Annotated in this window: 15 protein-coding genes and 1 pseudogene; 2 read left to right on the forward strand and 14 right to left on the reverse strand. The window is 53.3% G+C overall.

Features of this window, described 5'->3' with window-relative positions:
- Nucleotides 1-531 precede the first annotated feature (531 nt).
- Together EV202_RS08530 and EV202_RS08535 are read left to right on the forward strand one after the other, a co-directional pair.
- The gene (locus EV202_RS08530) at nucleotides 532-2,076 is read left to right on the forward strand and encodes a glycine--tRNA ligase (RefSeq protein WP_131926712.1); all 1,545 of its coding nucleotides are present in this window, start codon (nucleotides 532-534) and stop codon (nucleotides 2,074-2,076) included.
- Nucleotides 2,077-2,207: 131 nt separating this feature from the next.
- Entirely contained in the window at nucleotides 2,208-2,855 is a 648-nt protein-coding gene (locus tag EV202_RS08535; RefSeq protein WP_131926714.1) for an FKBP-type peptidyl-prolyl cis-trans isomerase, read from the forward strand.
- 375 nt (nucleotides 2,856-3,230) lie between these two features.
- Here the strand turns inward: EV202_RS08535 and EV202_RS08540 are convergent, their stop codons facing one another.
- From EV202_RS08540 to EV202_RS08610, 14 genes and pseudogenes are all read right to left on the reverse strand, one after another.
- Nucleotides 3,231-5,108 (reverse strand): serine hydrolase, encoded by a 1,878-nt coding sequence (locus EV202_RS08540; protein ID WP_131926716.1) that lies wholly within the window; start codon nucleotides 5,106-5,108, stop codon nucleotides 3,231-3,233.
- 70 nt (nucleotides 5,109-5,178) lie between these two features.
- Nucleotides 5,179-5,991: an N-acetylmuramic acid 6-phosphate etherase gene (murQ, locus tag EV202_RS08545; RefSeq protein WP_131926717.1), complete on the reverse strand. Its 813-nt coding sequence runs from the start codon at nucleotides 5,989-5,991 to the stop codon at nucleotides 5,179-5,181.
- A 73-nt stretch (nucleotides 5,992-6,064) separates the two neighbouring features.
- Nucleotides 6,065-6,910 (reverse strand): ATPase, encoded by an 846-nt coding sequence (locus EV202_RS08550; RefSeq protein WP_131926718.1) that lies wholly within the window; start codon nucleotides 6,908-6,910, stop codon nucleotides 6,065-6,067.
- Between the two features lie 18 nt (nucleotides 6,911-6,928).
- Nucleotides 6,929-8,113 carry an acyltransferase family protein gene (locus tag EV202_RS08555; RefSeq protein ID WP_131926719.1) on the reverse strand — a complete coding sequence of 395 codons (1,185 nt, stop codon included), beginning with the start codon at nucleotides 8,111-8,113 and terminating at the stop codon, nucleotides 6,929-6,931.
- Nucleotides 8,110-11,154 (reverse strand): FAD-binding and (Fe-S)-binding domain-containing protein, encoded by a 3,045-nt coding sequence (locus tag EV202_RS08560; RefSeq protein ID WP_131926720.1) that lies wholly within the window; start codon nucleotides 11,152-11,154, stop codon nucleotides 8,110-8,112. The genes EV202_RS08555 and EV202_RS08560 overlap by 4 nt, the downstream gene beginning before the upstream one ends.
- Nucleotides 11,155-11,463: 309 nt before the next feature.
- Nucleotides 11,464-12,702, reverse strand: a complete 1,239-nt coding sequence (locus tag EV202_RS08565; RefSeq protein ID WP_131926721.1) for an exo-beta-N-acetylmuramidase NamZ family protein — start codon at nucleotides 12,700-12,702, stop codon at nucleotides 11,464-11,466.
- Between the two features lie 93 nt (nucleotides 12,703-12,795).
- Nucleotides 12,796-14,142, reverse strand: a complete 1,347-nt coding sequence (locus tag EV202_RS08570; protein ID WP_131926770.1) for an MFS transporter — start codon at nucleotides 14,140-14,142, stop codon at nucleotides 12,796-12,798.
- Entirely contained in the window at nucleotides 14,135-15,595 is a 1,461-nt protein-coding gene (locus tag EV202_RS15175) for a DUF559 domain-containing protein (protein WP_455710222.1), read from the reverse strand. The genes EV202_RS08570 and EV202_RS15175 overlap by 8 nt, the downstream gene beginning before the upstream one ends.
- Nucleotides 15,581-15,994 (reverse strand): annotated as a pseudogene (locus EV202_RS15460) (SpoIID/LytB domain-containing protein); the annotation flags it as partial. The gene EV202_RS15175 and the pseudogene EV202_RS15460, both read right to left, overlap by 15 nt.
- The gene (locus tag EV202_RS08590) at nucleotides 15,991-16,986 is read right to left on the reverse strand and encodes a DUF4922 domain-containing protein (protein WP_131926722.1); all 996 of its coding nucleotides are present in this window, start codon (nucleotides 16,984-16,986) and stop codon (nucleotides 15,991-15,993) included. The gene EV202_RS08590 and the pseudogene EV202_RS15460, both read right to left, overlap by 4 nt.
- Before the next feature lie 172 nt (nucleotides 16,987-17,158).
- The gene (locus tag EV202_RS08595) at nucleotides 17,159-18,622 is read right to left on the reverse strand and encodes a glycosyltransferase family 2 protein (protein WP_131926723.1); all 1,464 of its coding nucleotides are present in this window, start codon (nucleotides 18,620-18,622) and stop codon (nucleotides 17,159-17,161) included.
- Nucleotides 18,623-18,706: 84 nt separating this feature from the next.
- The gene (locus EV202_RS08600) at nucleotides 18,707-20,605 is read right to left on the reverse strand and encodes an outer membrane protein assembly factor BamB family protein (RefSeq protein ID WP_131926724.1); all 1,899 of its coding nucleotides are present in this window, start codon (nucleotides 20,603-20,605) and stop codon (nucleotides 18,707-18,709) included.
- Nucleotides 20,606-20,624: 19 nt separating this feature from the next.
- Nucleotides 20,625-23,711 carry a golvesin C-terminal-like domain-containing protein gene (locus EV202_RS08605; protein ID WP_131926725.1) on the reverse strand — a complete coding sequence of 1,029 codons (3,087 nt, stop codon included), beginning with the start codon at nucleotides 23,709-23,711 and terminating at the stop codon, nucleotides 20,625-20,627.
- A 14-nt stretch (nucleotides 23,712-23,725) separates the two neighbouring features.
- Nucleotides 23,726-25,180 carry a sodium:solute symporter gene (locus EV202_RS08610; RefSeq protein ID WP_131926726.1) on the reverse strand — a complete coding sequence of 485 codons (1,455 nt, stop codon included), beginning with the start codon at nucleotides 25,178-25,180 and terminating at the stop codon, nucleotides 23,726-23,728.
- Nucleotides 25,181-25,254 lie beyond the last annotated feature (74 nt).

Here is a 25,254-nt window from a genome sequence, read left to right on the forward strand (position 1 = left end):
TTGTTCGGGGATTGTCTATTCAATGATATGGCTGATTTTCAGTTGCACGCAAAAATACGAAATTTGTTCGATAAACGAGAATTTATGCCGGACTTTTATCATGGAGCGCCTCTCTCAGGGGCTTTCTGGGGGGGCGGAGAGGAACGTGCGGCAGATGCGGCATGCGGAGATTCTGTCAGGTGCTTGTGCCCGGCGTGACAGGCACAAGCCTTTGACGGCTCAGACACAAGTCTTCGACTTGACAAACACAAGTGCCTGTCACGCCGGGCACAAGCTTCTGACAAACCTGCCCGAGAAGCCGCCCGGGTGCAGGAGGGGTGACCGGATTGGCGGCTGCTTAAATTCCATTCGGATACGGCACGGCATCTTCTCCACAGCTGCGCACACGGCGAAGCACCCGAGTCTCCGGCGATGACGAAGGATATTGCAGAAATTAACGCCCATCGTGCCCTACTTATGATATAAATCTCTATCTTTGTGGCACTTTTTTACACAAGAGATGAAATAAAATTAATTAAGATACAACAGAAAATGGCACAAGAAGACGTTTTTAAGAAACTCGTATCACACTGCAAAGAGTATGGCTTCGTATTCCCCTCCAGCGAAATTTATGATGGATTGGGAGCCGTGTACGACTACGGCCAGATGGGTGTGGAACTGAAAAACAACATCAAACAATATTGGTGGCAGAGCATGGTGTTGCTGCACGAAAACATCGTCGGCATAGACTCGGCCATCTTCATGCACCCCACCATATGGAAAGCCAGCGGGCATGTGGACGCGTTCAACGACCCTTTGATTGACAACCGCGACTCCAAGAAACGCTATCGTGCCGATGTATTGATAGAAGACCAGATTGCCAAATACGACGACAAGATAAACAAGGAAGTGGCCAAGGCAGCCAAACGCTTCGGCGAGGCTTTCGATGAGGCACAGTTCCGCAGCACCAACGCCCGCGTGCTGGAGCATCAGTCCAAGCGCGATGCCCTGCATCGACGCTATTCCGACGCCATGAACGCCGGTCCCGACCTGAACGAGCTTCGTCAGATTATCCTCGATGAAGAAATCGTGTGCCCCATCAGCGGAACGAAGAACTGGACGGAAGTGCGCCAGTTCAACCTCATGTTCTCCACTGAAATGGGTTCTACGACCGACGGTGCCATGAAGATATACCTCCGTCCCGAAACGGCGCAAGGCATCTTTGTGAACTACCTAAACGTGCAGAAGACCGGACGCATGAAGATACCTTTCGGCATCGCGCAGATAGGCAAGGCCTTCCGTAACGAAATCGTGGCTCGCCAGTTTATCTTCCGCATGCGCGAATTCGAGCAGATGGAGATGCAGTTCTTCGTAAAACCGGGCACCGAGCTGGATTGGTTCAAGACATGGAAGGAAACCCGCCTGAAGTGGCACAAGGCACTGGGCTTCGGCGACGACCACTACCGCTATCACGACCACGAGAAGCTGGCCCACTACGCCAACGCCGCCACCGACATCGAATTCCTGATGCCTTTCGGCTTCAAGGAAGTGGAAGGTATCCACAGCCGTACGAACTTCGACCTTTCCCAGCACGAGAAGTTCTCAGGCAAGAATATCAAGTACTTCGACCCCGAAACGAACGAGAGCTATACACCGTATGTTATCGAGACTTCCATCGGCGTAGACCGTATGTTCCTCAGCATCATGTCCGCCTCTTATTGCGAAGAGAAGCTGGAGAACGGCGAAACCCGCGTTGTGCTGAAGCTTCCCGCTGCTCTGGCTCCGGTGAAGCTGGCCGTGATGCCGCTGGTGAAGAAAGACGGACTGCCCGAAAAGGCACGCGAAATCATCGACAGCCTGAAGTTCCACTTCCACTGCCAGTATGACGAGAAAGACAGCATCGGCAAGCGCTATCGTCGTCAGGACGCCATTGGTACTCCCTATTGCGTCACCGTCGATCATCAGACACTGGAAGACAACTGTGTGACGCTGCGTAATCGCGACTCCATGGAGCAGGAACGTGTGCCTATCACCGAGCTGAACAATATCATTGCAGACCGAGTAAGCATCACTTCGTTGCTGAAGACATTGCAGTAAAAGCGGTTTGCATGATGTATGGATACATAGTCGGATACGGCTTGTACGGATTGACGGATGCATAAGTTCATCCGTGTAATCCATTCCTAATAAAGAAACAGATGAATAATTATATATAATAGTTTAACCGAATGAGAAGATTATCCCTTTTGTTTTTGCCTTTCGTATGGTTGTTGGCAGGTATTTTTGTTTCCTGCGAGGAAAGTGAAGAGGCGGGAAAATATGATAATTGGCAAGAGCGCAACAAGATGTTTGTCGACTCGATAAAGACGTCGACCGGCGAAAATTATGTGTTTACAGCAGAGGCCGCCGATGCAATGGAGCTTGGAAAACTGTATGCCATACAAACCACAGCCAGCACCTCCGACGGGGCTCAATATGTATATTGCAGAAAGCTTGTAAAAAATGACGCGGGCGAGCGTCCGCTGTATGCGGGCTATCACTCCAAAGTAAATGCTTTCTATTACGGGACTTACATAAACGGAGATAAGTTCGACGGGAATTTCACCGGTTATAGTGCGCAAGACCGTGCGATACCCGTTCCACCGGCAAAGGCTCCCACCGATTTTGATGCGTATAGTGCTTTTGAAGTCTCGAAAGTGGTTGCAGGCTGGACGGCAGCTTTGCAGTTCATGCGAATGGGCGAGCGCTGGATGCTGTATATTCCGTGGCAAAGCGGATATGGAACGAGCAATTATACCTCCCAAGGCTCTACGAAGACCATTCCGGGCTATTCGGTGTTGACATTCGACGTGCAGCTGGTCAGCTTTGCGAAGTAATCCATCAGAGGATATATAGAAAAGAGCCATGCCATTACTCAAAAATAGAGTTTGGCATGGCTCTTTCGGTTTTCTCATCTGTATCTAAAAAACAATAGGCTGAATGGAGTGAAAGAGAAACGGAGTATAATAACTGTTTACTGTTAAGACCTCGTTTCCGGCAATGAACCAAGAGCTCGAAAGCCCCCCTTCGGGAAGGGCTTCTGAGAGGGGGTAGGCTAAGTATACGACTGAGATACCCTAAGTCGTATACTTAGCCTACCTCAGTCCTATACTTAGGTACCCTCCATATAGAACTGAAATTTCCTCCTCCTTTTTATCTGCCCTTCAAGAGATAAAAAATGGTGATATTTTTCAAAACAGAAAGAAGATTATTTATACCTTTTTCCTGATTGCCTTTACCCAAATCTCATACCCTTCCTCATTCAGGTGCAGGCCGTCGTTGGTCAGGTTGCCGCGCAGCACGTTCGTGCCTTTCTCCGTGAACAAGGGGAAGAGGTCGATGAAAACAATCTTTTTTTCCTTGGCCAGTGCTTCGAGGCGGGCGTTGATTTCGGGAATCATATCCGTCTTTCCGGTCAGCCTTTTGTAGCGGCCGAAGCTCTCGTTGATGGGGAGCAGGCTTTGCAGGTAGAGTTTGGTTTCGGGCGATTCGCGTTGAATGCGGTCTATCGTTGTGCGCATCATCGCCACGATGCTGTCTGTCGTGAGGTCGTGTGATACGTCGTTAACGCCGGTTAGCAGGAACAGTTTCTGCGGATGTCCGGGAAGAATCTGGTGCAGGCGGTCATAGATACCCATCACTTCGTCGCCGATGATGCCACGATTGCGCACATTTTTCTTCCCGAGGCGGGCAGACCAGTCACCACCGTTTTCGGTCAGGCTGTTGCCCAGCATCACGATGTCCTTGCGGGTGATGGCAGGCTCGTCCGTGAATTGCAGGAAGCGTTTGTAGTAATGCTCCGTATAAGTGCGCGGAATGGGGCAGATGGCAGCCGCTACGGCGTTGGCCACCAGCGAACGCAGGCGAACGGTGTTATGACTGTCTTTAGGATGTACGGCATTGATGAGCAGAATCACGGAAATATCATTGTCCGGATCTATGACGATGGAAGTACCTGTATAACCGGTATGTCCGTATGTGTTAGGGCCAAACAGGTCTCCGGTGTTCGAGGCGTATGCACTGAAGTTGTCCCAACCAAGTGTACGCCCGAAGGTGGCGGTGGCCCGGGGTACGGTACGCATGGCCTTCACACCAAGCGGACTGAGTATGCGGTGTCCGTTCCATTCGCCTCCGTTCTGTAAGGCGGCGCAGAGTACGGCAATATCTTCCGCACAGGAAAACAAGCCGGCATTGCCACTGATGCCTCCGTTCATGACACGTGCCAAGGGGTCGTGTACTTGTCCGCAAAGCACTTGCCCGTCTGTTTGCTTCTCGGTAGGAGCAATGTTGTTTACTGCACAGCGGTCAGAAGAGAGCGGAGAGCAGGAAGTGTTTACCCATTGTCCGTTCTTGTCGCGCCGGCAGGGCAGGTAGTCGGTGTGATTCATGCCCAGCACGTCGAAGATATTCTCGCGGGCGAAGTCGCGCAGGCTTTCTCCGGATACGGTCTCGATGATGTGTTGCAGGGTGATGAAGTTGAGGCAACTGTATTGAAAATCGGTTTGTGGTTTGAAGTCTCGCTTGCATGTGGCAATATACTCCATCAGTCCTTCAGGGTTGGGCGAACCGTATTGTTTCTCCAGCTCGGTTACAGAGGCGTAGGGAGGCAGACCGGAGGTATGCGTCATCAAATCGGCAATGCGGATGACTTTCTTCTCTTTTCCGTCTTCGCTCTCCCAATTCTTGAAACCGGGGATGTAGAGGCTGACGGGGTCGAGCATGCGTATCTTGCCGCGCTCTGCCAGTATCATGACGCAAACGGCAGTAGACATGGATTTGCTGCAAGAGGCCATGTCGAAAATGGTGTTTGTTGTCATCGGCTGCGTGTCAGGATAGACGCGTTTGTTGCCGTATGCTTTCAGGTAGGCCATTTTCCCACCCCGCACCACGGCAAGTACCGCACCGGGAATCTCACGATTGGCAATGGCTGTTTCAATGGCTTCGTCGGCGTACATCAGCTTGCGCGAGTCTATGCCCACCTGTTCGGGGGCTACACGCTGCAAAGATTGTCCGAAGGCTGTTTGCAGGCAGAATAGAAAAAGAAGGAGGAAGAGTTTGAAGTTACTTTTGGTAGATTTTGACTGTATCATATCCGGTTTCCTTTCTAAAGTTTTTATTGATAAATAGTTATGTTTGTAGCGGCTGCGAGAAGGGAGGGCTTTAGAGACTCCTATACGCATCCACCGCATTCTTCACCGACCCGTGCATCAGCAGCAATGCCTTGGCCTTGCCATAATCCAGTCCGAGTTCCTCTACCAGCATGCGTGTGCCGCGATCCACTAATTTCTTGTTGCTGAGTTGCATGTTTACCATCTTGTTGCCCTTCACGCGTCCCAACTGTATCATGACGGAAGTGGTAATCATGTTCAGAATCATTTTCTGCCCTGTACCCGACTTCATGCGCGAACTTCCCGTTACGTATTCCGGGCCTACAATCATTTCGATGGCTACATCGGCTTCTGCCGCCATGGGCGAATCGGGATTGCTGGTGATGCAACCGGTCAGGATGCCGTGTTCGCGTGCTTCGTGCATGGCTCCAATCACGTATGGAGTGGTGCCCGATGCGGCGATGCCGATGACGGTATCCCTGTCTGTGATGTTACGTTCCGTCAGTTCCTCCCATCCGCGATGCACGTCATCTTCGGCGTTTTCCACCGGATTGCGCAGTGCGGTGTCTCCGCCTGCTATCAGTCCGATGACTAACGTGGGAGGCATGCCGAAAGTAGGAGGTATTTCCGAGGCGTCGAGCACGCCGAGGCGTCCGCTGGTACCTGCACCCATGTAGAAGATACGTCCGCCTTGCTTCATGCGCGGCACAATCAGGTTCACCAGTTTCTCTATTTGCGGAATGGCCTTTTGTACGGCAAGTGCCACTTTTTGGTCTTCCGTGTTGATGTCTTCCAGAATCTCACGGACAGACTTCTTTTCCAGATCGTTGTAGAGCGAGGGTTGCTCTGAGATTTTTACGAACATAAGGCTATTTATTGTTTTAACGGTTTACTATTTGTTGTATGGCAGTGTGCCGGTTGCACGGCCGCTTTCTTCATCATTTCCCGCTGTGATATTTTATTAATCCCTCCATCGGGCTTTTGATGATGTTTCCCACTTGGATGCCCGTTTCATAGGCGGCTTTTATCAGCACCTCCTTGTAGTGGAAAGCCACCGAACCGATGAAGTGCACTTTTTCGTGTTGATAGCCGTCGTATTGCATGACATTGCGTTTGAGGAATGCCTTGAAACTGTTCAATACCAAGTTGTGCACGCAAGGTTCGTCCATGTTCTGTGCAAGGAACGGCGACAGGCTTGCCAGAAAACGGTTTGGGAACGGTTGGCGGTACACACGGTCGATGATATCGGCAGGCGTCAGGCCGAACTGCTCGAGGAACTTCTCTTTCAGCCCGGGTGTCATCTGGTTTTTCAGGAGGTCGCCCACCAAGAGTTTGCCCAAACAGGCACCGCTACCTTCGTCACCCAAGATGAAGCCTAAGGGCGACACGTTGGCCACGATGTCTTGTCCGTTGTAGTAGCACGAGTTGGAGCCGGTGCCCATGATGCAGGCAATGCCGGACTTATGCCCGCAAAGCCCGCGCGCGGCGGCCAGCATGTCGGTGTTCACTTCTATCGCCCCTTTCACCTTGAGGTGTTGGGCGATGGCTCGGCGCATCGTGGCAATCTTGTCGGGAAAGCCGCATCCCGCACCATAAAAATAGACTGCATCCGGTTCGTCGGACTTCAGCCGGGGCAGTAGCGTCGTTGCTATCTCGTTGCTGATTTCTTCTTCCGATTGAAAGAAAGGATTCGTCCCTTTCGTAAATATCTGTTGGAGGAGTTCTCCATTCTCTACAACGCACCAGTCGGTTTTTGTAGAGCCACTGTCTGCTATTAGAATCATGTCTTTTATATGTTATTTTTATATCTTGATGTATATCTTCCGTTTGTATAGCTGATAGCCTATGCACCAGTTGATTGCGATGAACAGAAGGGCATAGGCCAGCGAGCCTCCGGTTTCACCGAAGACGGGCATGAACACTATCTTGTACAGGAATCCATGTATGCTGATGCTGCCGTCGGCCCACGGAAAACGGATGCTGCCGAACAGAATGCTGAGCACACCGCCCAGCACATACATGAACAGAGGGTTCACACCGAAGGCTTCGAAGAACATGCTCCACCGTCTGGCGCCTTTCACGTCGATAATCCAGATGAGCAATGCGAGGAAGCTCGATGCCAGTCCGCAGGTAGCGAGCACATAGGTAGGCGACCATATCTTCTTGTTGATGGGGCATCCGTAGCTCAGCAGGAAGCCGGCAAAAGTAAGGATGACACCTGTCAGAAACAGTGTGATGAGCTGTGCGTTCAGGAAGCTTTCGCGGTCTGCCGGCTTGTTGCCGTCGAGCATCAACCGCCCCACACAGAAGCCAAGCAATACGTGGGCAATGGAGGGAATGGTGCTCAATATGCCTTCCGGGTCGATGCCGTTGTCCTTGTACATGTGTGCAGGGGTCAGGATGGCACGGTCTACAACGGAAAGGATGTTCGTTTCGTTATAGGCAAAGCCGTTGCCGCACATCAGCAGGATGAAATAGCCTGCCAGCAGGCTGAAGATGAGGTAGGGGATGTGCTTGTGCTTCATGGTCAGTGCAATGATGGAGGTTGCCCCGTAGCACAGGGCCAGTCGCTGCATGACGCCCAAGATGCGCATACGGTTGAAAGTCCAGACCGAAGCCCACAAGTTCTCGCCGAAGCTCAAGTCATCCGGAGCGGAGGCCCAGTAGTAGCAGAAACGGGAGAACCAGCCGATGGCCATGCCGATGAGGAAGATGAGGACGGTGCGTTTCAGTATCTTTAAGGCGGCGGCATGACTGAAAGTGAAATCGTATTTCTTCAGGGAGATGTACGTGGATATGCCCATGATGAACATGAAGAAAGGAAAGACAAGGTCGGTGGGTGTGAGACCGTTCCATTCGGCATGGCGGAGGGGGGCATAGATGTGCGTCCAACTTCCGGGATTGTTCACCATAATCATGCCTGCAATGGTGACGCCGCGGAGAATGTCGAGTGCGAGGATGCGTTTGTTTATCTTCGGACTATTCATGAGTTTATGTGTGTTAAGTTTGTTCTCAATGGTTTGGTACATTCGTCCACTAAATAAACGATGGACACGTAGGGAATGCCGGAGTTTGTCGTCAGCCCTATTTCGCAGGTACGACTGTTGGAGTAGCCTATCTGTACTCCGGCAGCTTCTATCTGTGGACGCAGTTTACGCAGGGCGTAAGCATTCAGCTCGGGATGGGTGAAACCACGGTCGCCTGCGAAGCCGCAACACCCCACTTCCTCCGGAATGATGACATTGTTGGAACAAAGACGGGCAAGGCCGGTCAATGTATCCGCCAATCCCATTTTCCGCATGGAGCAGGTGATATGGATGGCCACGGGGCGGTCGGTCGGCGTGAAGTCCAGCTTGTCTCGCAAGAAAGTGTGGATAAATTCTGCGGGTTCGTACAGTTTCATCCGTTTGATGTGTTCGCGCATGCGGTGCAGGCAGGGGCTTTGGTCGCAAAGCACAGGATACTCGCCGTGCCGGCTGGCTTCCCACAGGGCGGCTTCGAGTTCTTCTACCTTGCGGTCGGCTATGTCGGGCATGCCTTTGCTTTCCCAGATGGTGCCGCAACACAGTTTGTCCATCCCCTCCGGGAAGATGACCTCGTAGCCCGCTTTCTGCAACAGGGATATCATTTTGTTTACCAGCGCCCGTTCTACAGGCGATTTCTTGGATAAACCCATAGTTTGGTTAATACAACTGGGAAAGTAGACTACTTTGCAGATGGTGTTGTTTTGCATGGCATTCTCTTCCCTGTCGGATGTATGTGTCGGTGAGGCTTGTGAACCGGTATATTTGTAGGCCTTGGGCATGGCAGGTGTCCACAAGGGTATGTTTGGCAGTTTGTGCATGCCTTTGGTAACGGCACTCATGGCTTTCGTCCTTAACAGGGAATGGCCGAAGTCGGCCAAGCGCAGGGTGGAACGTAGGGCGCTTTTGACGCCTGCAAAATGGTTGGCGGCAAAGTTTCCCGCTTTATATCCGAGGCTGTTCTTGGGCAATGCTTCCTGTCGGACAAGATGGGTGAGGTCGCCGGTATTGATGCCCATCGGGCAGGATGTGGAGCAGAGCCCGTCGCCGGCGCAGGTTTGGTCGCCGAGGTAGCGGTATTGCTTTTCAAGTTTTTTGGCTTCTTGTAAATATCCGTGTTGCTTCAGGCGAGATATCTCGCGTTGCACCACGATGCGTTGGCGCGAGGAGAGGGTGAAACCGCAGGAAAGGCAGTTTACTTCGCAGAAGCCGCATTCTATGCACTTGTCGGCCGCAAGTGGCGGGCAAAGTGCCACGATGGCAATTCCATCGGAATTGCGTTGCAGTTGATAGCCGGTGGCTCGGTTCTTTTCGTCGATGGCTAAGACGGGCAGTGGCTTGAAGTGCTTGATGTGGCATTGAGGGTCGTCGTTGAAGATGACGCCGGGATTCAACAAGCCTTTCGGGTCGAAAATCTCCTTGACGGTCTGCATGGCCCGGAAAGCATCGTCGCCCCATTCGTAGCGGACGAAAGGCGCCATGTTGCGCCCCGTGCCGTGTTCGGCTTTCAGAGAGCCGTCGTACTTGTCTACAACTAACGTTTTGACGTCATTCATCAGGGCTTCGTAGCGTTTCACTTCGTCGGCAGTGCTGAACGACTGGTTGATGATGAAGTGATAGTTCCCTTCGAGGGCATGCCCGTAGATGCAGGCATCGTCGTAGCCGTGGCGGGCGATGAGCTGTTGCAGTTCGGCGGTGGCTTCGGGCAGGTCTTCGATGTGGAAGGCGATGTCCTCGATGAGGCAGGTTGTGCCCGGCTTGCGTGTTCCGCCCACGGAGGGGAAGATGCCGGAACGGATGGCCCAATAGGGGGAGTACTCTTCGGGGTTGTCGGTAAAGCGGACGGGCGTATAGGTCTTGAACGAGGTCAGACATGCCTCGATGGCGGAGATGTTCTGCTTTAATTCCTCCGGGGTGCGGGCTTTGGTCTCTGTCAGTACGGCGGTCAGTCCCATTTCGTCGCCGGGTTCTACGCCCGGGAGGATGGAGGAGGCCACTTCGCCTTTATATCTCAAGAAGACGGGGTCGTTGACGGAAGAGAGGCTTTTGGAGTCCAGCATCTCCGCGCTTTTCACAACGGGTTCGCCGCTTTCGGCCGGTTGTCCGTCGGGCGTCGTTCTCGTAAGTCTTTTCATCGCCACCACGGCACGGCTCGCTTCTTTGATGGTTTTGAAGTAAATCATGGCGCTTGCCTTGCAGGGGTAGTCGTACTCCGTTTTCATCGTCACTTCAGCAAGGAAAGCCAGCGTGCCCTCGGAGCCTACCATGAGGTGGGCGATGATGTCGAACGGGTCGTCGAAGCGGACGAAGGGCAGAAGGTTGAGGCCCATGACGTTCTTGATGGAGTATTTATAGCGGATGCGCTCTACCAGTTTCTCATTGGCGCGGATTTCGTCGCGTAGGTTGCAGATGCGGCGGATGAAGTCGCTGTGGGTCGCTTCGAAAGAGGTGCGACTGTCGGGGTCGCCGGTGTCCAGCACCGTGCCGTCAGTCAGGATGATGCGTGCCGAAATCAGCACCTTGTCGCTGTTGGCATGGGTGCCACAGTTCATGCCGGAGGCGTTGTTCATGACGATGCCGCCCACCATGGCGCTCTTCACGCTGGCAGGGTCGGGGGCAAACTTGCGTCCGTAGGGAGCCAGCAGTTCGTTCACACGCTGGCCGATGATGCCGGGCTGGAGGGTTATCCGTTCACGGTCGGCAGATATCTTGTATTTCTCCCAGTGTTTGCCCGCCACGATGAGGATGGAGTCGCTGATGGCCTGCCCGGACAGGCTGGTGCCTGCCGCGCGGAAAGTGACGGGCAGGTTGTAGTGGTCGGCCAGCGTCAACAGCAGGGAGACTTCTTCTTCATTCTTAGAGCGAATCACCGCTTGGGGTATCAGGCGGTAGAAGCCCGCATCCGTGCCCCATGCCAACCGGCGCAGGGGGTCGGTATAGATTCTGTCTTTCGGAATGAACCGTCCTGCCTCTTGCAGGAATGTGTCGTAAATTGTTTTCTCCATCTTCGTTCTCCTTTCGTTAAGGTTCGTTATTTGTCATCGCCCTTTTTGTGCCATGCTCCGAAGCGGGGCGAACGCTTCGGGCGGCTTCTGTTTCCGGCGTTACGGAGGGGGCGGTTGTGTCGTATAGGCGAGGCCGGTAACGTCGCATATGCGAGGCCGGTGATGTCGCATATACGAGACTAATGACGTCGTATATACGAGGCTGCCGGCCTCTCCCTAATGTCGTTGCCTACGACTTCCCAATGTCATCACCCACGACTTCCCAACGCCGTTTCGCTCCTCCTGCGGTGATGTCTTGAGCGGCGTATGTCATTTATATAAGTAATACTTCTTCGACAGCTTGCGGAATGTTTCGGTGTCTTTGTACCAATAGTCGCGGATGTCTTCCCAACGGTTGCGCTCGGCGAAGCGTTCGCGTATCCGGCGTGAGCCGCACACTTTGTCGAACATCGAGAAACGCCCCTTGTTGGCATGGTCGAACACGGCACGGTCGGGATAGAGGGCGGCCACTTCCTGCATCACCAAGAACTGTATGTCGCTCAACGGCGCCCGGCCGAAGTCCATGATATGCACTTGCACGCCTTGCAGCAACTTGCCTTTGCCCACGCTGTAAAACGGTTTCAGATACATCGGCCGGAAAACGACGCCCGGCACGTTCAGGCTGTTCAGGTTTTTGGCAAGCTGCCCGGCCTCTATCCACGGTGCGGCAAACATCTGGAACGGGATGGTGTAGCCCACGCCGATGGACATATAGCCCAATTCGCCCAAGATGCCGCTGACGGGATAGAAGAAGGCGGAATGCGGATGAGGAATGTGCGGAGACGAGGGCACCCATTGCAGTCCGGTCTGCGTGTAGTCCATCTTGCGCTTCCAGCCTTTCATCTTCACCACACGGAGGTTGCATTGTTTCCCGTCCTTCAACATCTTTTCGCCGTTGAGCATCAGTGCCAACTCGCCGCAAGTGAGGGCGTAAAGGTAAGGTATTCTGAACTGGCTGACAAAAGAAACGCAGTCGTCTTCCACCAGATTGCCTTCTATCTTCAGTCCGCCCAAGGGGTTGGGGCGGTCCAGTACGATGAACTCTTTGCCGTTCTCGGCGGCTGCTTCCATAGCCAGTCCCATGGTGCTGATGTAGGTGAACGAACGGCAACCGATGTCTTGAATGTCATACACCAGCACGTCCACGTCTTTCAGCATCTTCGGCGTGGCTTTGCGCGTCCTTCCGTAGAGCGAGTAGACGGGCAGGCCGGTGGAGGCGTCCTTGATGTCCGTTACGTGGTCGCCCGCATGCACATCGCCGCGCACGCCATGTTCGGGGCCATAGAGGGCCACCAGATTCACGTTCGGCGCTTCGTGCAGAATGTCGATAGTAGACTTCATGCGGTTATCTACTCCCGTAGGATTCGTAATCAGTCCTACGCGTTTACCTTCCAGACACTTGAATTTTTGTTCTTTCAGCACCTCGATGCCGGTCTTTATTCTGATTTTCTGTGCCTGCGTCGCACTCGTTAAGAAGAGGCAGAGCAGACTGGTGAGGAAGAGTTTCATTTTAGTGGTTAGTGATTAGTGATTAATGGTTAGTGATTGGCGATTAACGGTTAGTAAACTAATCACTAATCGTTAACCGCTAATCACTAATCGTTATTTTCCCTTTCCATAATTCGGATCGATTTTCCGGTCTACCAGATAAGTGACGGCCAGTGTGGCGAGGCAGCAAGCCATTACCATCCAGAAGAAGTTGACATAGCCGATGGCTTCCTGTATATAGCCTGCCACGAATCCCGGCAGCATCATGCTCAGTGCCATGAAGGCGGTGCAGATGGCATAGTGCGACGTCTTGAACTCGCCTTCGGAGAAATACATCATATAAAGCATGTAAGCCGTGAAGCCGAACCCGTAGCCGAACTGCTCGATGGATACGGCAATGCTTATCAGCGTGATGCTGGCAGGCTGAACAACGGCTAAATAGACGAACGTGAGGCAGGGCAGCGTCATGCAGGCGGCCATGAGCCACAACGAACGTTTCAGTCCGCGACGCGAGGCGTAGACGCCTCCCACGATGCCACCGGCCAGCAGGGCTATCACGCCGATGGTGCCATATACGATGCCCACCATCTCGGTGCTCAGTCCCAGTCCGCCTTTCTCAACAGAGTGCACAAGGAAAGGCTGGCACATCTTGATGAGGAAACCTTCGGGTAGGCGGTAGAGCAGCATGAAGGCTATGGCAAGCAATACGCCGGGCTTCTTGACGAAGGTGATGAACGAGTTGGCCAATTCCCGTCCTTTCGACTGCTGCCGTGCTTGTGCCGAACCGTCCGCTGCGGAGGCCGGAACACGGGGCTTGTCTTCTTTGGAGCGCGGCAGGCGGAAGGTGTGGTAGATGGTAATCAGGCAGAACACCACGGCGGCGCAGCCCATTGTCACTTGCCAAGAGAGGGGGATGTTGCCCGTCTCTTTCTCCAGCATGCCGGCAATGAACACCAACACGCCTTGCCCGAAGACCGAAGCCACCCGATAGAACGTGCTTCGGATGCCGATAAAGGCGGCCTGACTGCTCGGACTGTGTGCCAACATGTAGAAGCCGTCGGCGGCAATGTCGTGCGTGGCCGAGGCAAAGGCGGCGATGATGAACAATATCAGCGTGAACGAGAACATGCCGATGGGGGTTTGTCCCGAAGCGATGGTCTCTTGCTCCGGATGGGGCAGGCTGACGGTGAGCACCACCATGAGCACCGTCAGCAAGGCCTGCATGGAGAGAATCCACCAGCGTTTGGTCTTCACCACGTCCACGATGGGGCTCCAGATACCTTTCAGGAACCAAGGGAAGTAGAGCAGCGTGGTGAAGAATGCCATATCGCCGTTGGGCACGCCCATCTTGGTGAACATCATCACCGAGATGGTGTTGACAACAAAGTAGGGCACACCTTCTGCAAAGTAGAGTGTGGGCACCCACCACCAAGGACTCTTTTCTTTCATATCATTATTCATGGTCATAAAGTTTTTTGATTTCAGCGTCTATATAATAATGTAACAGGATGTCGTCGTACCGATAGCCTTGCTCGCCCATCACGGCGGCGCCTATCTGGCACAGGCCCACACCGTGCCCCCAGCCTGCACCGGTAAGGACGAACCGCCCCGGTATGCCTTCGGCAGAGATATCTTCCTTGTCTACGACGAATGCCGAGCTGTAGAGGTGGGAGTTGGAGAGCGTGCGGCGTATTTCCAGCTCCTTGCCTATGGTGAGCGTCTTCTTTGTTCCCACAATCTTCAGTTTCCAGAGGCGTCCGCTCGTGCCGCGTGCTACGGGAACGAGGTCGATGATTTGTCCGTAGTCGATGCCCGAACGCTTCAGTATGAGGGCCGACAGTTCGTCTTGCGCATAGGTCACCTTCCAGCGATAGAAGTCCGTGGTCTCTTGGTCGTAGTTATTGAGCACCTGCGAGAGTATGCGCTTGTCCGCCGTGTTGCAGAAGGCTTCGGGCGAAGTGCGTATCCAACGCTCCAGCCTCTCCCCCCCAGCCCCCTCCCCCATAGGGAGGGGGTGTTGAGATAGAATTGCGTTATCATCGCAGCCTTCCCTCTCTATAGGGATGGGGTCGGAAGAAGGGCTGGAGAAGTCGGGGGTGGGAGGCGTGGGGATGAGGTCGCGCTTTTTACTGAGGTAAGGGTGCTTGACGTCTGCCCAGCAATATTGAAACTCTTCGAATATGCCGCCGCAGCATTTGGAGAATCGGGCATCGCATATCTTGCCGTTGTACGTCAGAACTTGGCCGTAAGTGGCGGCGATGGCTTGGCGTACGGTATCGGTACAAGCACGGGTGATACCTTGATAACGTTGGCAGTGGTCGTCGGCGCAGACATCGAAGTGGGTGTGAGCGTCGCGTTCGTACCAGACGAGGGAGAGGTCTTTCTCCTTCGTCTCTTTCTCTTGTTGGAAAGAGATAGGTTGCGCCATGTGCGATGTGATTTGTTGCATGACGCACTCGGGATGGGCGATGACTTCTTCATTGGTGAAGCGAAGCACATGGTAGCCTAAGGATTCGAGATGGCGGGTACGATCGGCATCTTTGGCTTGCTGTTCAGGCGTGGAATGATAGCCGCCGTCTATTTCGATGATGAGTTGTTTCTCCAGACATACGAAGTCTACGATGTAGCAATCGATGATGTGTTGTCTCCTGAACTTACAGCCGGTTTGCCCGTTACGCAATCCTTCCCACATCACTCTCTCCGCTTCTGTTGGATTCTTCTTTAGCTCTTGCTGTTTCTCTTTCAGTAAGTCATAACTGAGTCTGTCGGCCGTTTGATAGCGGTCTTTCTCCTTGCCCCCCTTTTCCGTGAGGAGGGAGTGTTGAGATAGACTATCGCTTTCGTCGCGCAGCCCTCCCCTCCCTATGGGGGAGGGGTTGGGGGAGAGGCTTAGCAGCCAGCTCCTCGAAATCACTGCGTGTGCCTTGAGCAACTCCAAGGAGGCGGTGGCGCTCATTTCGGACGAGATGACGCTGGTCAGGTAGTCTTCCACCTTCACCACATTGATGCCGGTGAGCTTGCCATCTTCCACGATGATTTTCAAGGCACCGAGGAAACGCTGATTCTCCTTGCGCTCCCAGTGGAAGTTGATGCCGATGGTGACGTTCAGCAGCTCGAATGCGTCTGTCGACTCATTGTTCGGCTCGAACAGCAGCTCGTCATACAGGCGGCCGTTCCAGCGTATTCTGCCTTGGTCATAAGTAACTACTTGTTTGCCGCAGACCTCCGTTCCGCCGATGCGGTACGGGCTCAGCAGGTTGAACTCTATCTGCGGCTCGAACAAGATGCCTACGTGTACTTTGGGTTCTTTCATAATGAGGTATTGTTTAAGATTTGTTCCTTGATGCGCTGCCGTATGCGTCGGAAATCATCGGCAGAAAGACATACTTCTCCTAAAATACGGGCTACGTCTTCGGCGGTAATCTTCCTGAAATCTTTCTCTACGGGAGTGATGAATACCCCTCCGAGGTCTACCGACGCCGGACTGCTCAACAGGTTGGCATCGCCTTCGGCGGTGTAGCAGGCGGGGCGGTGCTTTTCGCGGGGAAAAAGGAAGATGGTCCAGAAAGCCTCTGCCTCCGGCTCGTTTCCCGGCCGTAGGGAGGGTGCGGGTTGGGTTTCGTATAAGGCGAGCACGTTCATCATCGGCTCGTCTTCGCCTGGTTTCACGTCCAACGTGCGATAGATGATGTCGAAGAGGGCGGTGGCGTCTGCTGCCGAGGCAGATTGAATGACGAGGGTGGTACGGGGGGCATCGTTCAGATACCATAAGGCAGCCTTTCCATAATCGGCTATCTTGCCCGCAACCTGTCCGCGCCATTCTTTTTCAATGGGCAGGAACCCTTTGTTTCCGGCCTGAAAATGGGCATGGTCGGGGGCGGAGGCGCCGCACTTCGGTCCGTTGTAGAAGATGATGAAGTCCGACAGGGCTTGTGCCAACTCCAGCATATCCGCAAAGCGGGGGGCAATGAGCTGGGGCACGTGCGCCAGTTCCGGTATCGTCAAGTGACGGGGGAAGATGGGGAAAGGGTTCACCAGTATGTGGTAGTGCCCTTTGAAGGGAATGCCTTTTTGCTCCGGCGGCAGATGGGCGGGGCATAGGAAGCACTTCCGCTCCCGGATGGACTTGGCGTCTACCTTGGCTCCGGAGGAAACGATGCGGGCGGGGTTGAACTGCACTTTATACGGAATGCCGTTTACGTTCAGCTCCTTCACCTGCACACCTGCCAGAGCCGCATAGTTGTTGCGGGCGGTTTCCCAAGAGGTGGTTTGTTCGGTCAGAAGGCGGCGTATCGCTTGATTCATGTTTCTGTTTAACAGGTTGTTATTTAGTGTGTTGACAGATGCCGGATTTCGGTTTGTCAGACACAAGTGTTTGACGTGGTAGAACACAAGTGTTTTAGACGACAAACACAAGTGTTTGAGATGACAGACACAAGTGTTTGAGACGAAAGACACAAGTGTCTGACAAGTGCCGTTATAACTTGCTCTTGTTCAAGGCAATGCGTGCCTGCAACTCCCACGTGCGGATGCGGTCTTTATAGAGGTTGTGTCCGTTCTGCTTTACGATGTCCAATGAGGCGTCGGAATTATCTTCCCAGCGTCGGCAGAGGTAAACCACGTCGTAGACACGTCCTATCTGATAACGGCGAGAGAAGTTCAGTCCCAGCGCATAGTCTTCGCCATAGCTGGTGTTGGGCACTTTCACCTCGCGCAGCACCGGCGTGTAGAAGGCGCGCGGGGCGCCCAGCCCGTTGATGCGCAGGGCGTTGTTGCGGCCATTGTCGGGCGTCCATTCCTTGTGGTCGATAATGCCCGGCGCAATCATGTTCATATGGAAGTCTGTCATCATGTAAGTGCCCACCACCATGGCGCAGTTCTGCTCGTAGAAGGCACGTACCATGATGGCGAGGGTATGCTCGTCTTTGTACACGTCGTCGCTGTCCAGCTGTACGGCGAACTTGCCGCATTTGGCATGGTGCACGCCCATGTTCCAGCAGCCGCCGATGCCGAGGTCGTTGCGCTCGGGGATGATGTGGACGAGGCGTTCGTCGGCTTTGAACTCGTCGATGGCCTCTGTAGTGCCGTCTGTGGAGTGGTTGTCGATGATAATCAGGTTGAATTTGAAGTCCGTCTTCTGGTTCAGTACAGACCGGATGGCGTCGCGGATGGTACGGATACGGTTGCGTACGGGGATGATGACCGATGCTTCGTATTCAAAGCTGTTGTCATTGAAGTTTATCTGCGTGAATTTGGGTTCCAGATAGCCGTCTATTTCCTTCAGATGTTCGGTGCATGCCTGCTCCATTTCTACCTGACGGTCGCGGTTCTTGGGATCTACATAGTCGAAAATCTTTTCACCGCTTTTGCGGGTGTCGTTCTCCACCTCACTGTAGAGATATTCGTTGATGTGCACCAGCTCTGCCTTTTGGCTCAGCTTCAAGCGCAAGTCATAGAGGCCGGCGAAGCGATACTCCGCCTTCATGCGTCCGGCTGCCTCTTTCAGCTTGGCGGTGTTGAACAGTAGCACGGAGCCGAAGTTGAAGTCGTCTCTGAGCGAGCCGAATTGGTAGTCGATGACGGGTGCATTGGCCTGCTTGCCGTTGGTGGTCTGGTAGTGGTCGGCATAGACCATGCCCGCGTCCGTATCTTCGGCAATGCGCATCATGCGCTCCAAGGCGAACATGCCCATTTCGAGCGTTGTCTCTTTGGTATAAAGCAGTGTGTACTCGCCCTTCGCGGCATTCGCCACGGCGTGCATGGCCCGGCTGCCGAAAGGTTGTTCCACGCAAATGCGATGACAGCCGGGAAGCTCTTTCAATTCGGTGTTGGTGGTCATCAGATAGATGCTCTCTACAAGCCCGGTGGCTTGCAGTCCTTGTATTGTTTTCTCTACTTGTTCTTTTCCTGCGTAAGGGATGAAACAGCTGATTTTCTTCATATTCGTATTGTTTTTAATGCTATTGGTTCTTTATTCGGGGGTCTCTCGATTTCTTTGGCATGGTGCGATGAGGCGTGTGCTCCCTTACCGCTGTGCCGGAGCAGGTTTCGCCCGCAACAGTCCCACTTCTCCGCTCGTTGCTGTGAACAGCACTTCGCGGCCGTTCAGCGGAACCACGGTGCTGATAAGGGAGTTTCCTATCTTGTGCTTCCACAGTATCTTGCCGCTTCGGGCTTCCAACGCGAAGACAAGCCCTTCTTTCGTACTGCCGAACACCACTCCTTCTTTTTCTACCTGCATGGAGGGAGCGTGCTCGTAGCCGAAGCCTACATCGGATGCCCAAATCTCTTTCGGGACATCGCCCCGGGTGGCGTAGCAGACAATGCTGTCGTTCATCGTCTTGCTGTATACACGTTCACCGTCTTCGGAGAGGCCGATGGTTTCGCGTACCATGGATTGGAACGTGCGCCATACGGTATTTCCGGTTTGGATGTCGATGGCTGTCATGGCACGTTGTGGGTCGGTGATGAACACCTTTCCTTGTGCTGCCACCGGCCATACGGCAGCGGGAGAGAAGTGCATGCGGGTCAGTCCTCCCGTCCACCTCCAGCATTCCTTGCCGTCCGCCTTGTTCAGGGCATAGAGTGTATTGTCCCATGCCCCGAAGATAACCTTGTCTTCCGTTACCAGCGGTTTGGTTTCGATGTAACCCTTCACGCCCGTGTAGGCCCAAACCAGCCTGCCCGTGCGGATGTTTATGGCACGAAAGGTGCCGTCGCTGGCGCCGATGTAGGCCGTGCCTTTGTCGATGGTCACTGCCCCGAGTACAGGTTCTGCGGCTTCGGTCGTCCATAGCAGACTTCCGTCTTTCGTGTTCAGTCCGTAGATGCGGCGGTCTGCCGAGCCGAACACAACGATGCCTTCGCTTGCCGCGGGAGTGCCTACGATGCGTTTGCCTGAGGCAAAGCTCCACAGCTTACGGCCGTTCTTCAGGGCGTAGGCGGTGAGGATGCCCATGTCGTCGCCTACAAAGACTTTGTCTTTTTCTACGCAGGGAGAGCAGTAGATGCCTACTCCTGTCTGCACCGTCCATTGTTCCTTCACCTGCGGATAGTTCTTGTTGACGGAGAAGTCGGGGTATTTATCCGCTTTGCCGTTGCGGTTGTAATAGGGCTCGACGAGCGAGAAGGCTGCCCACTCTTTGGCCGGTTCGCCGATACGCTGCGTATATACCTTGATGGAATCTTTACTTACTTCGTAGATGCCATACCCCGGCTTTCCCTCTTTGTCGCGCAGGTTGCTGCGCATCAGTATGCCCGGAATGCCGTCGTAGCGCAAATTTCTGTTCGCATGATAGTGTCCGCCGATGAACAGGCGTATGTTGTAGGGGCGCACGGCATCGGTTACCTCGTACCAGTTGTCCACATCTCCTTCCATCAACGGATAATGGGTGACGAGTATCACGGGTTTGTCTCTGCCCGCCTTATCCATTTCCTCGGTCATCCACCGGATGTCTTGCGGCACTACATGACCATAGGCCATGCGCATCAGCGGGCCCGAGTTGAAGCCGAGGAACAGAATTCCTTTGTGTTCGAACTCAAAACGTTCTCCGCCGAAAATCTCTCCGAAGGCGGTACAACCTGAGTCGCTCCACTTCGTCTCATGATTGCCGAGGATGACGTAGTAGCGGGTTTTCAGCAGGTCGAGGCACGATTTCACTTTCTCCATGGTGGTACGGTCTCCTTCCTCGGTCAGGTCGCCTGTCACCAGAACGAAGTCGATGCTGTCCGTGGCGTTGATTTGTGCGATGGAGCGCAGCAAGTCTTCCGTGGGGTTCGGATTGTTCGGGTTCAGATGAATATCCGTCAGTTGCGCGAAGCGGAATGTTTCCTGTTGTGCCTGCATGCCAAGGGGGATGAGGCAAACCGTCAGGAACAGGGTCAACAGGCTTCGACTGAAAAAGTATGATTGGTTTAACTTCATAGATAGAGTATGATTGGTGTTACTTATTGTCATTGAAGAAGGTCAATACCGCGTGCATGAATGCTTCTCTTTCCGCCTCGGTACGTATCGCCTCGAAAGGAAATCCCAGAATCAGTGTTTTGTAGTCGCCCTGATAAGCCACGCCGGCACTCAGGTTGTTCTCAGCATAGCGCATCACCGTATAGGCGTCTTTGCTTGCCGGCTCAATGGCGTCGGGCGCTTCTACTACGTATGTTTCCGCGTTCAGTTCGTTGTAGTAGGTGTAATTCCCCGATAGAGAGGGGAATGGAGAAGCCACGCTTTTCACTTTCCCCGTTATGGCTGCCTGGCCTACACGCCACTTGTACTTCAGGATATCCGTGGCAAACTTCTTGTCCGCTTCATCGGCAGCGGCAAGCCGGTTGTCCCAAAGGTCTGTTCCGACGAAAGCACCCGAAACAAAGATGTTTCCTCCTTGCTTGCAATATGCGGTAATCGCTTCCTGCATCCGGTTGTTGAAGGTTTTGAACTCCAACGGCATCACACCCCTTCCCATCTTGCTCTGGCATTCTTTTCCTAAGATGAGGTCGACGTAGTTGTAGTCGTTGAGCGATGTCCATCCGTCTTCCACAGCTTCGTCGCTGCTCGAAACAAAGGAGTAGCCCGCTTTCAGTATCGCGGCGCCGTGTACGGAGGGATAGTCGAACGTATTGCCGGCAATCACTTGATTTTCATAATCACCGTAGCTGTCGCCAAAGCCCGATGCATCGTCGTCCATCCAAGGAATGGAGCGGCGAAACTCTTTCATTTTACCGATGTAGCTGATGTCCTTTATATAAGGTACACCGTGATCTTGTTCGTCCAGAAAACCGGCAAGCAACGTATCGGCCGGTGCAGGTGCCACGAAGTCGGCGGGAGCGCTGATACGGTCGAATCCGTTTACCACCAGTATCGTGCCCTTGGATTGTGAAGCCCGTCCTACCGATAGTATTTCGGATGGGAAGCTCTCACCTCCTTTGTTCACGGCCGTCACTTTGTAGCTGCATACCACGTCGGCAGGAATGCGTACACGGTAGCTGTTCTTCTCCACCAATACGCCGTTATCGAAAGCTCCGTTTCCGATGCGCGTATAGACAATGTATTTCTCTGCTTTGGCTGTCGGTTCCAATGTGTCGTCCACGGGTTGCCAGCTCAGCTCTACCTCATCCTCTCCGGTCATGCGCAGGGCCATGTGGTCTACCGGAAGTGGTTGGACAACGTACTCCGTGCCATATTGCGAGCAGAGGAACTGCAACATGCCTTTGTAGATGGCACGGCTCACGGTGAAGCGGAAACGTGGGTCGAGTCCGTAGCGCATATCGGCAAAGTTCTGGTGAGAAAGCAGTTCGAGCAGCATGGTGGGTACGCGGGGGACACGGGCCTCGTAATAAGATTGATTCCACTTGCCTCGGCGGGTCCATCGGGGTTCGTAAAGAGTGCGCACATCACGCACGATGTTCGATTGAATCAAGTCGGTCAGGTCGTGGCCGAGGTAGCGCGACGCTCCGTTGGCATACTTTTCGTTGTAGGCATTGGTATAGTAGATGCCCAGCGTCCCGATAATGGAGTCGTTCAAGGTGGTTCCCGCATCCGAGTGGAAGGCGAAAGCCATGTTCACGGGAATGTTCAGTCCCTTTTCCGTGGGATTAACCGGAGAACCTCCGGCGAGGTAGTTCACCCAGATGCCGCGGCATTTGTAGTCGTCCGTATAGTCGTTCTTGCCCTTGCTCTCGGAATATACGCTGTCGGGAATTCCCGCCCATTGCAGCCAGTAGCGGGCTGCTTCGCAGAAACGGGGATAGCCGCTTGTCTCAAATCTCTGTTGCGACAAGAAAGCGGCAGTTTGAGATTCGTTTTTTTCGCTTGTGCTTTCCGTTTGCAGGTTGCGTGTATCGGAGCTTTTCAGATTTTCTGTTATGCCTTCATCGGAGATGCGGCGTGCTATGTTACCCATACCGCCGCCAATCTTCACGGCATCTGCCGTTATCATTCGTCCGGCTTTGGCCGAGCGGTTGCTCAAAACCACTCTGCCCTCCTTATTCCTTCCGGCATCGAAAGCGAAAGTACCGAGGTAAATCCACGTGCCGCCTCCCATTTGCTGGTTGACTCTGAACTGTGTCATGCCGCCTTTATGATACACCGTGTAGAGTGCATCGTCTGCACTGTTTGGTAGTGTTTGGTAGGCTACGTATACGGCATACTGTCCGGTCGAAGGTATTTCGGGCATCCATTCGGCTGTGCTTTCTTTCCCTTTCTTGATGGTTTCGACAGCACGATAGCTACCTTCCTTGAAAGGGTTCTCGAAGCCGATGTATTGCGAGCGCAGGTGGGCGAACCCTTCTCCGCTTCCTTGCGTCCAACTTTTATCTCCCGTGCTTTCCGTGTAGGTGGAGCTGCTGTTGAGGCAACCGTCGTTATCCACAATTTCCTCCTCCGCCCGGCAGTCGCGTTCGCGTGGCAGCAATACATTGGCGCCTGCATTTTCCAGCATCGGTACGAGGAAAGGCAATACGTAACTTTGGGTGTACAAGTCCTCCACCGTCTGGAAAATACGTGCACGTTGCCATTCCCAACGGGCAAGTTTAGACTCGTAGTACCAGCCGTGGCTTTGCCACAAAGCGATGTGACGATTCAGCAAGCCGTTAGTGGGGGCATAAGGGGCAGAGATATTCGTCACCAAAGGCCTTGTGGCGGTGGGGTTGAATCTTTTGGCTTTCTTGTCTTTTTTATGGCGCAGGGCTTGGGGAATCAGCTCTTCGATACTACGCTTGTTGGTGCGGATTTGCAGCCTGTTTTTGGCAAAGTGCGGCGGAAGTAAAGCACGCACACCTTTATAAATCTCGGCGACGTTGTCTTCAAGGAAAGGGATATAGGCGCAGTTCATGTTGGCAAAGAGTTGCAGCGTTTTCCCTTCCACGGCCACGGAGTCTATCCTGATGTTTCCCACAGAAACTTCTTTCCGTGCCACGTCGTCCAGAAACCGCTCGATTTCACGGCGCACATCCGTCGGAAGTTCTTGCGCGCCTCCCGTCTGGGGGAAGAGGGAGGCGGCAAGCAGACTTGGTAAAAAAAGACGTCTTACATTCATGATGATGTGTTAAGTTAATGTTCTTTTTTATTCTTCTTAATCAGCAGGCAGAGGCCGATGAAAGTGAACAGCGCATTGAATATCAGTAATTCGTAGCTGAACTGGTAGCCTCCAAACCATGCTTCGGAATTCTTTTGCAGAATGAAGCATAAGGCCGGCGAAGCGATGGCAACCAACGGTATATACTTGTCACGCACCTGTTGTTTCATGAAAATGCCGAAAGCAAACAAACCCAAGATGGGGCCGTAGCTGTAGCTTGCCAGAATATATACAGCGTCGATGACGCTTGTGTTATTCAGGAGATTGAATACAAAAATAGTGATGCCCATGACTACGGCCATGCCGACGTGTACCTTCTTGCGTATCTTGACAACCGTGTCTTCCGGCTTGCCTTTCGCCCCCAGAATGTCTACGGTGAAAGAGGTGGTCAGGGCGGTAAGTGCCGAACCGGCAGCAGAATAGGCCGAAGAAATCAGTCCGATGATGAACAGGATGCCTACGACGGCGGGGAAATAGTCGCCGGTGGCAATCAAGGGGAACAGCTCGTCGCTCTTTGCCACCGTAATCTCCCGATTGGCGGCGAATATGTAGAGCAGTACGCCCAGCATGAGGAACAGCAGGATGACGAAGAATTGAGAGATGACACTGGTTATCATGTTCTTCTGCGAGTCTTTGAAGTTCTTGCAACTCAGGTTGCGCTGCATCATGTCTTGATCCAGTCCCGTCATGGCAATCATTGTGAAGACTCCGGCGAGGAATTGCTTGAAGAAGTATTGCTTGCTGTTTACGTCGTCGAAGAAGAAGATGCGCGACATGTCGCTGTCGGCAATGGTGCTTATCATGCCGGTGAACGACAAGTTCAAGTCGGAAGCGATGTAGTAAATGCAGAGTGCTACCGAAACCACCAGACAGAATGTTTTCAGAGAATCAGTCCAAATCAGTGATTTTACTCCGCCTTGAAAAGTGTACAGCCATACTAAAGCTACCGTAATGGCTACATTCAGCAGGAACGGCAGTCCGAACGGCTCGAATACCAGTAATTGCAACGTCAGGCACACCAAAAACAGGCGGACGGCTGCGCCGAGCATCTTAGAAATAAAGAAGAACCAAGCTCCCGTGCGATAAGAAGACATGCCGAAACGGTTTTCCAGATACTCGTAGATAGACACCAGATTCATCTTGTAGAACAAGGGTACAAGCACGTAAGCAATGATGAGTTGTCCGACAATGAAGCCCATAACCATCTGCAGATAGCCGAAACTACTGGCTGTCACCATGCCCGGAACGGAGACGTAGGTAACGCCCGAAATGGCAGAGCCTACCATGGCAAAAGCCACTACATACCAAGATGATTTGCGGTTGCCGACAAAGAAACCTTCGTTGTCGGCCTTTCTGCCTGCAATGTAGGATACCGTGAACAGTATCGCGAAGTAGGCGGCGATGGTGATGATTACTGAAAGCGGTGTCATGAGGAGGATTTACTGTTTATTCATTTATAATTGTTTGATTAATCTGTTATTCGCCATAATGCGTGGAGTGCCGG

The organism is Prevotella heparinolytica (assembly GCF_004342845.1).
In the GTDB taxonomy this organism is placed as follows: domain Bacteria; phylum Bacteroidota; class Bacteroidia; order Bacteroidales; family Bacteroidaceae; genus Bacteroides; species Bacteroides heparinolyticus.

Bases quoted from the DNA above. Each gene is read 5' to 3' on its own strand.
- EV202_RS08530 (WP_131926712.1), top strand. From the start codon at position 532: ATGGCACAAGAAGACGTTTTTAAGAAACTCGTATCACACTGCAAAGAG.
- EV202_RS08535 (WP_131926714.1), top strand. From the start codon at position 2,208: ATGAGAAGATTATCCCTTTTGTTTTTGCCTTTCGTATGGTTGTTGGCA.
- EV202_RS08540 (WP_131926716.1), bottom strand. From the start codon at position 5,108: ATGATACAGTCAAAATCTACCAAAAGTAACTTCAAACTCTTCCTCCTT.
- murQ (WP_131926717.1), bottom strand. From the start codon at position 5,991: ATGTTCGTAAAAATCTCAGAGCAACCCTCGCTCTACAACGATCTGGAA.
- EV202_RS08550 (WP_131926718.1), bottom strand. From the start codon at position 6,910: ATGATTCTAATAGCAGACAGTGGCTCTACAAAAACCGACTGGTGCGTT.
- EV202_RS08555 (WP_131926719.1), bottom strand. From the start codon at position 8,113: ATGAATAGTCCGAAGATAAACAAACGCATCCTCGCACTCGACATTCTC.
- EV202_RS08560 (WP_131926720.1), bottom strand. From the start codon at position 11,154: ATGGAGAAAACAATTTACGACACATTCCTGCAAGAGGCAGGACGGTTC.
- EV202_RS08565 (WP_131926721.1), bottom strand. From the start codon at position 12,702: ATGAAACTCTTCCTCACCAGTCTGCTCTGCCTCTTCTTAACGAGTGCG.
- EV202_RS08570 (WP_131926770.1), bottom strand. From the start codon at position 14,142: ATGAATAATGATATGAAAGAAAAGAGTCCTTGGTGGTGGGTGCCCACA.
- EV202_RS08590 (WP_131926722.1), bottom strand. From the start codon at position 16,986: ATGAATCAAGCGATACGCCGCCTTCTGACCGAACAAACCACCTCTTGG.
- EV202_RS08595 (WP_131926723.1), bottom strand. From the start codon at position 18,622: ATGAAGAAAATCAGCTGTTTCATCCCTTACGCAGGAAAAGAACAAGTA.
- EV202_RS08600 (WP_131926724.1), bottom strand. From the start codon at position 20,605: ATGAAGTTAAACCAATCATACTTTTTCAGTCGAAGCCTGTTGACCCTG.
- EV202_RS08605 (WP_131926725.1), bottom strand. From the start codon at position 23,711: ATGAATGTAAGACGTCTTTTTTTACCAAGTCTGCTTGCCGCCTCCCTC.
- EV202_RS08610 (WP_131926726.1), bottom strand. From the start codon at position 25,180: ATGACACCGCTTTCAGTAATCATCACCATCGCCGCCTACTTCGCGATA.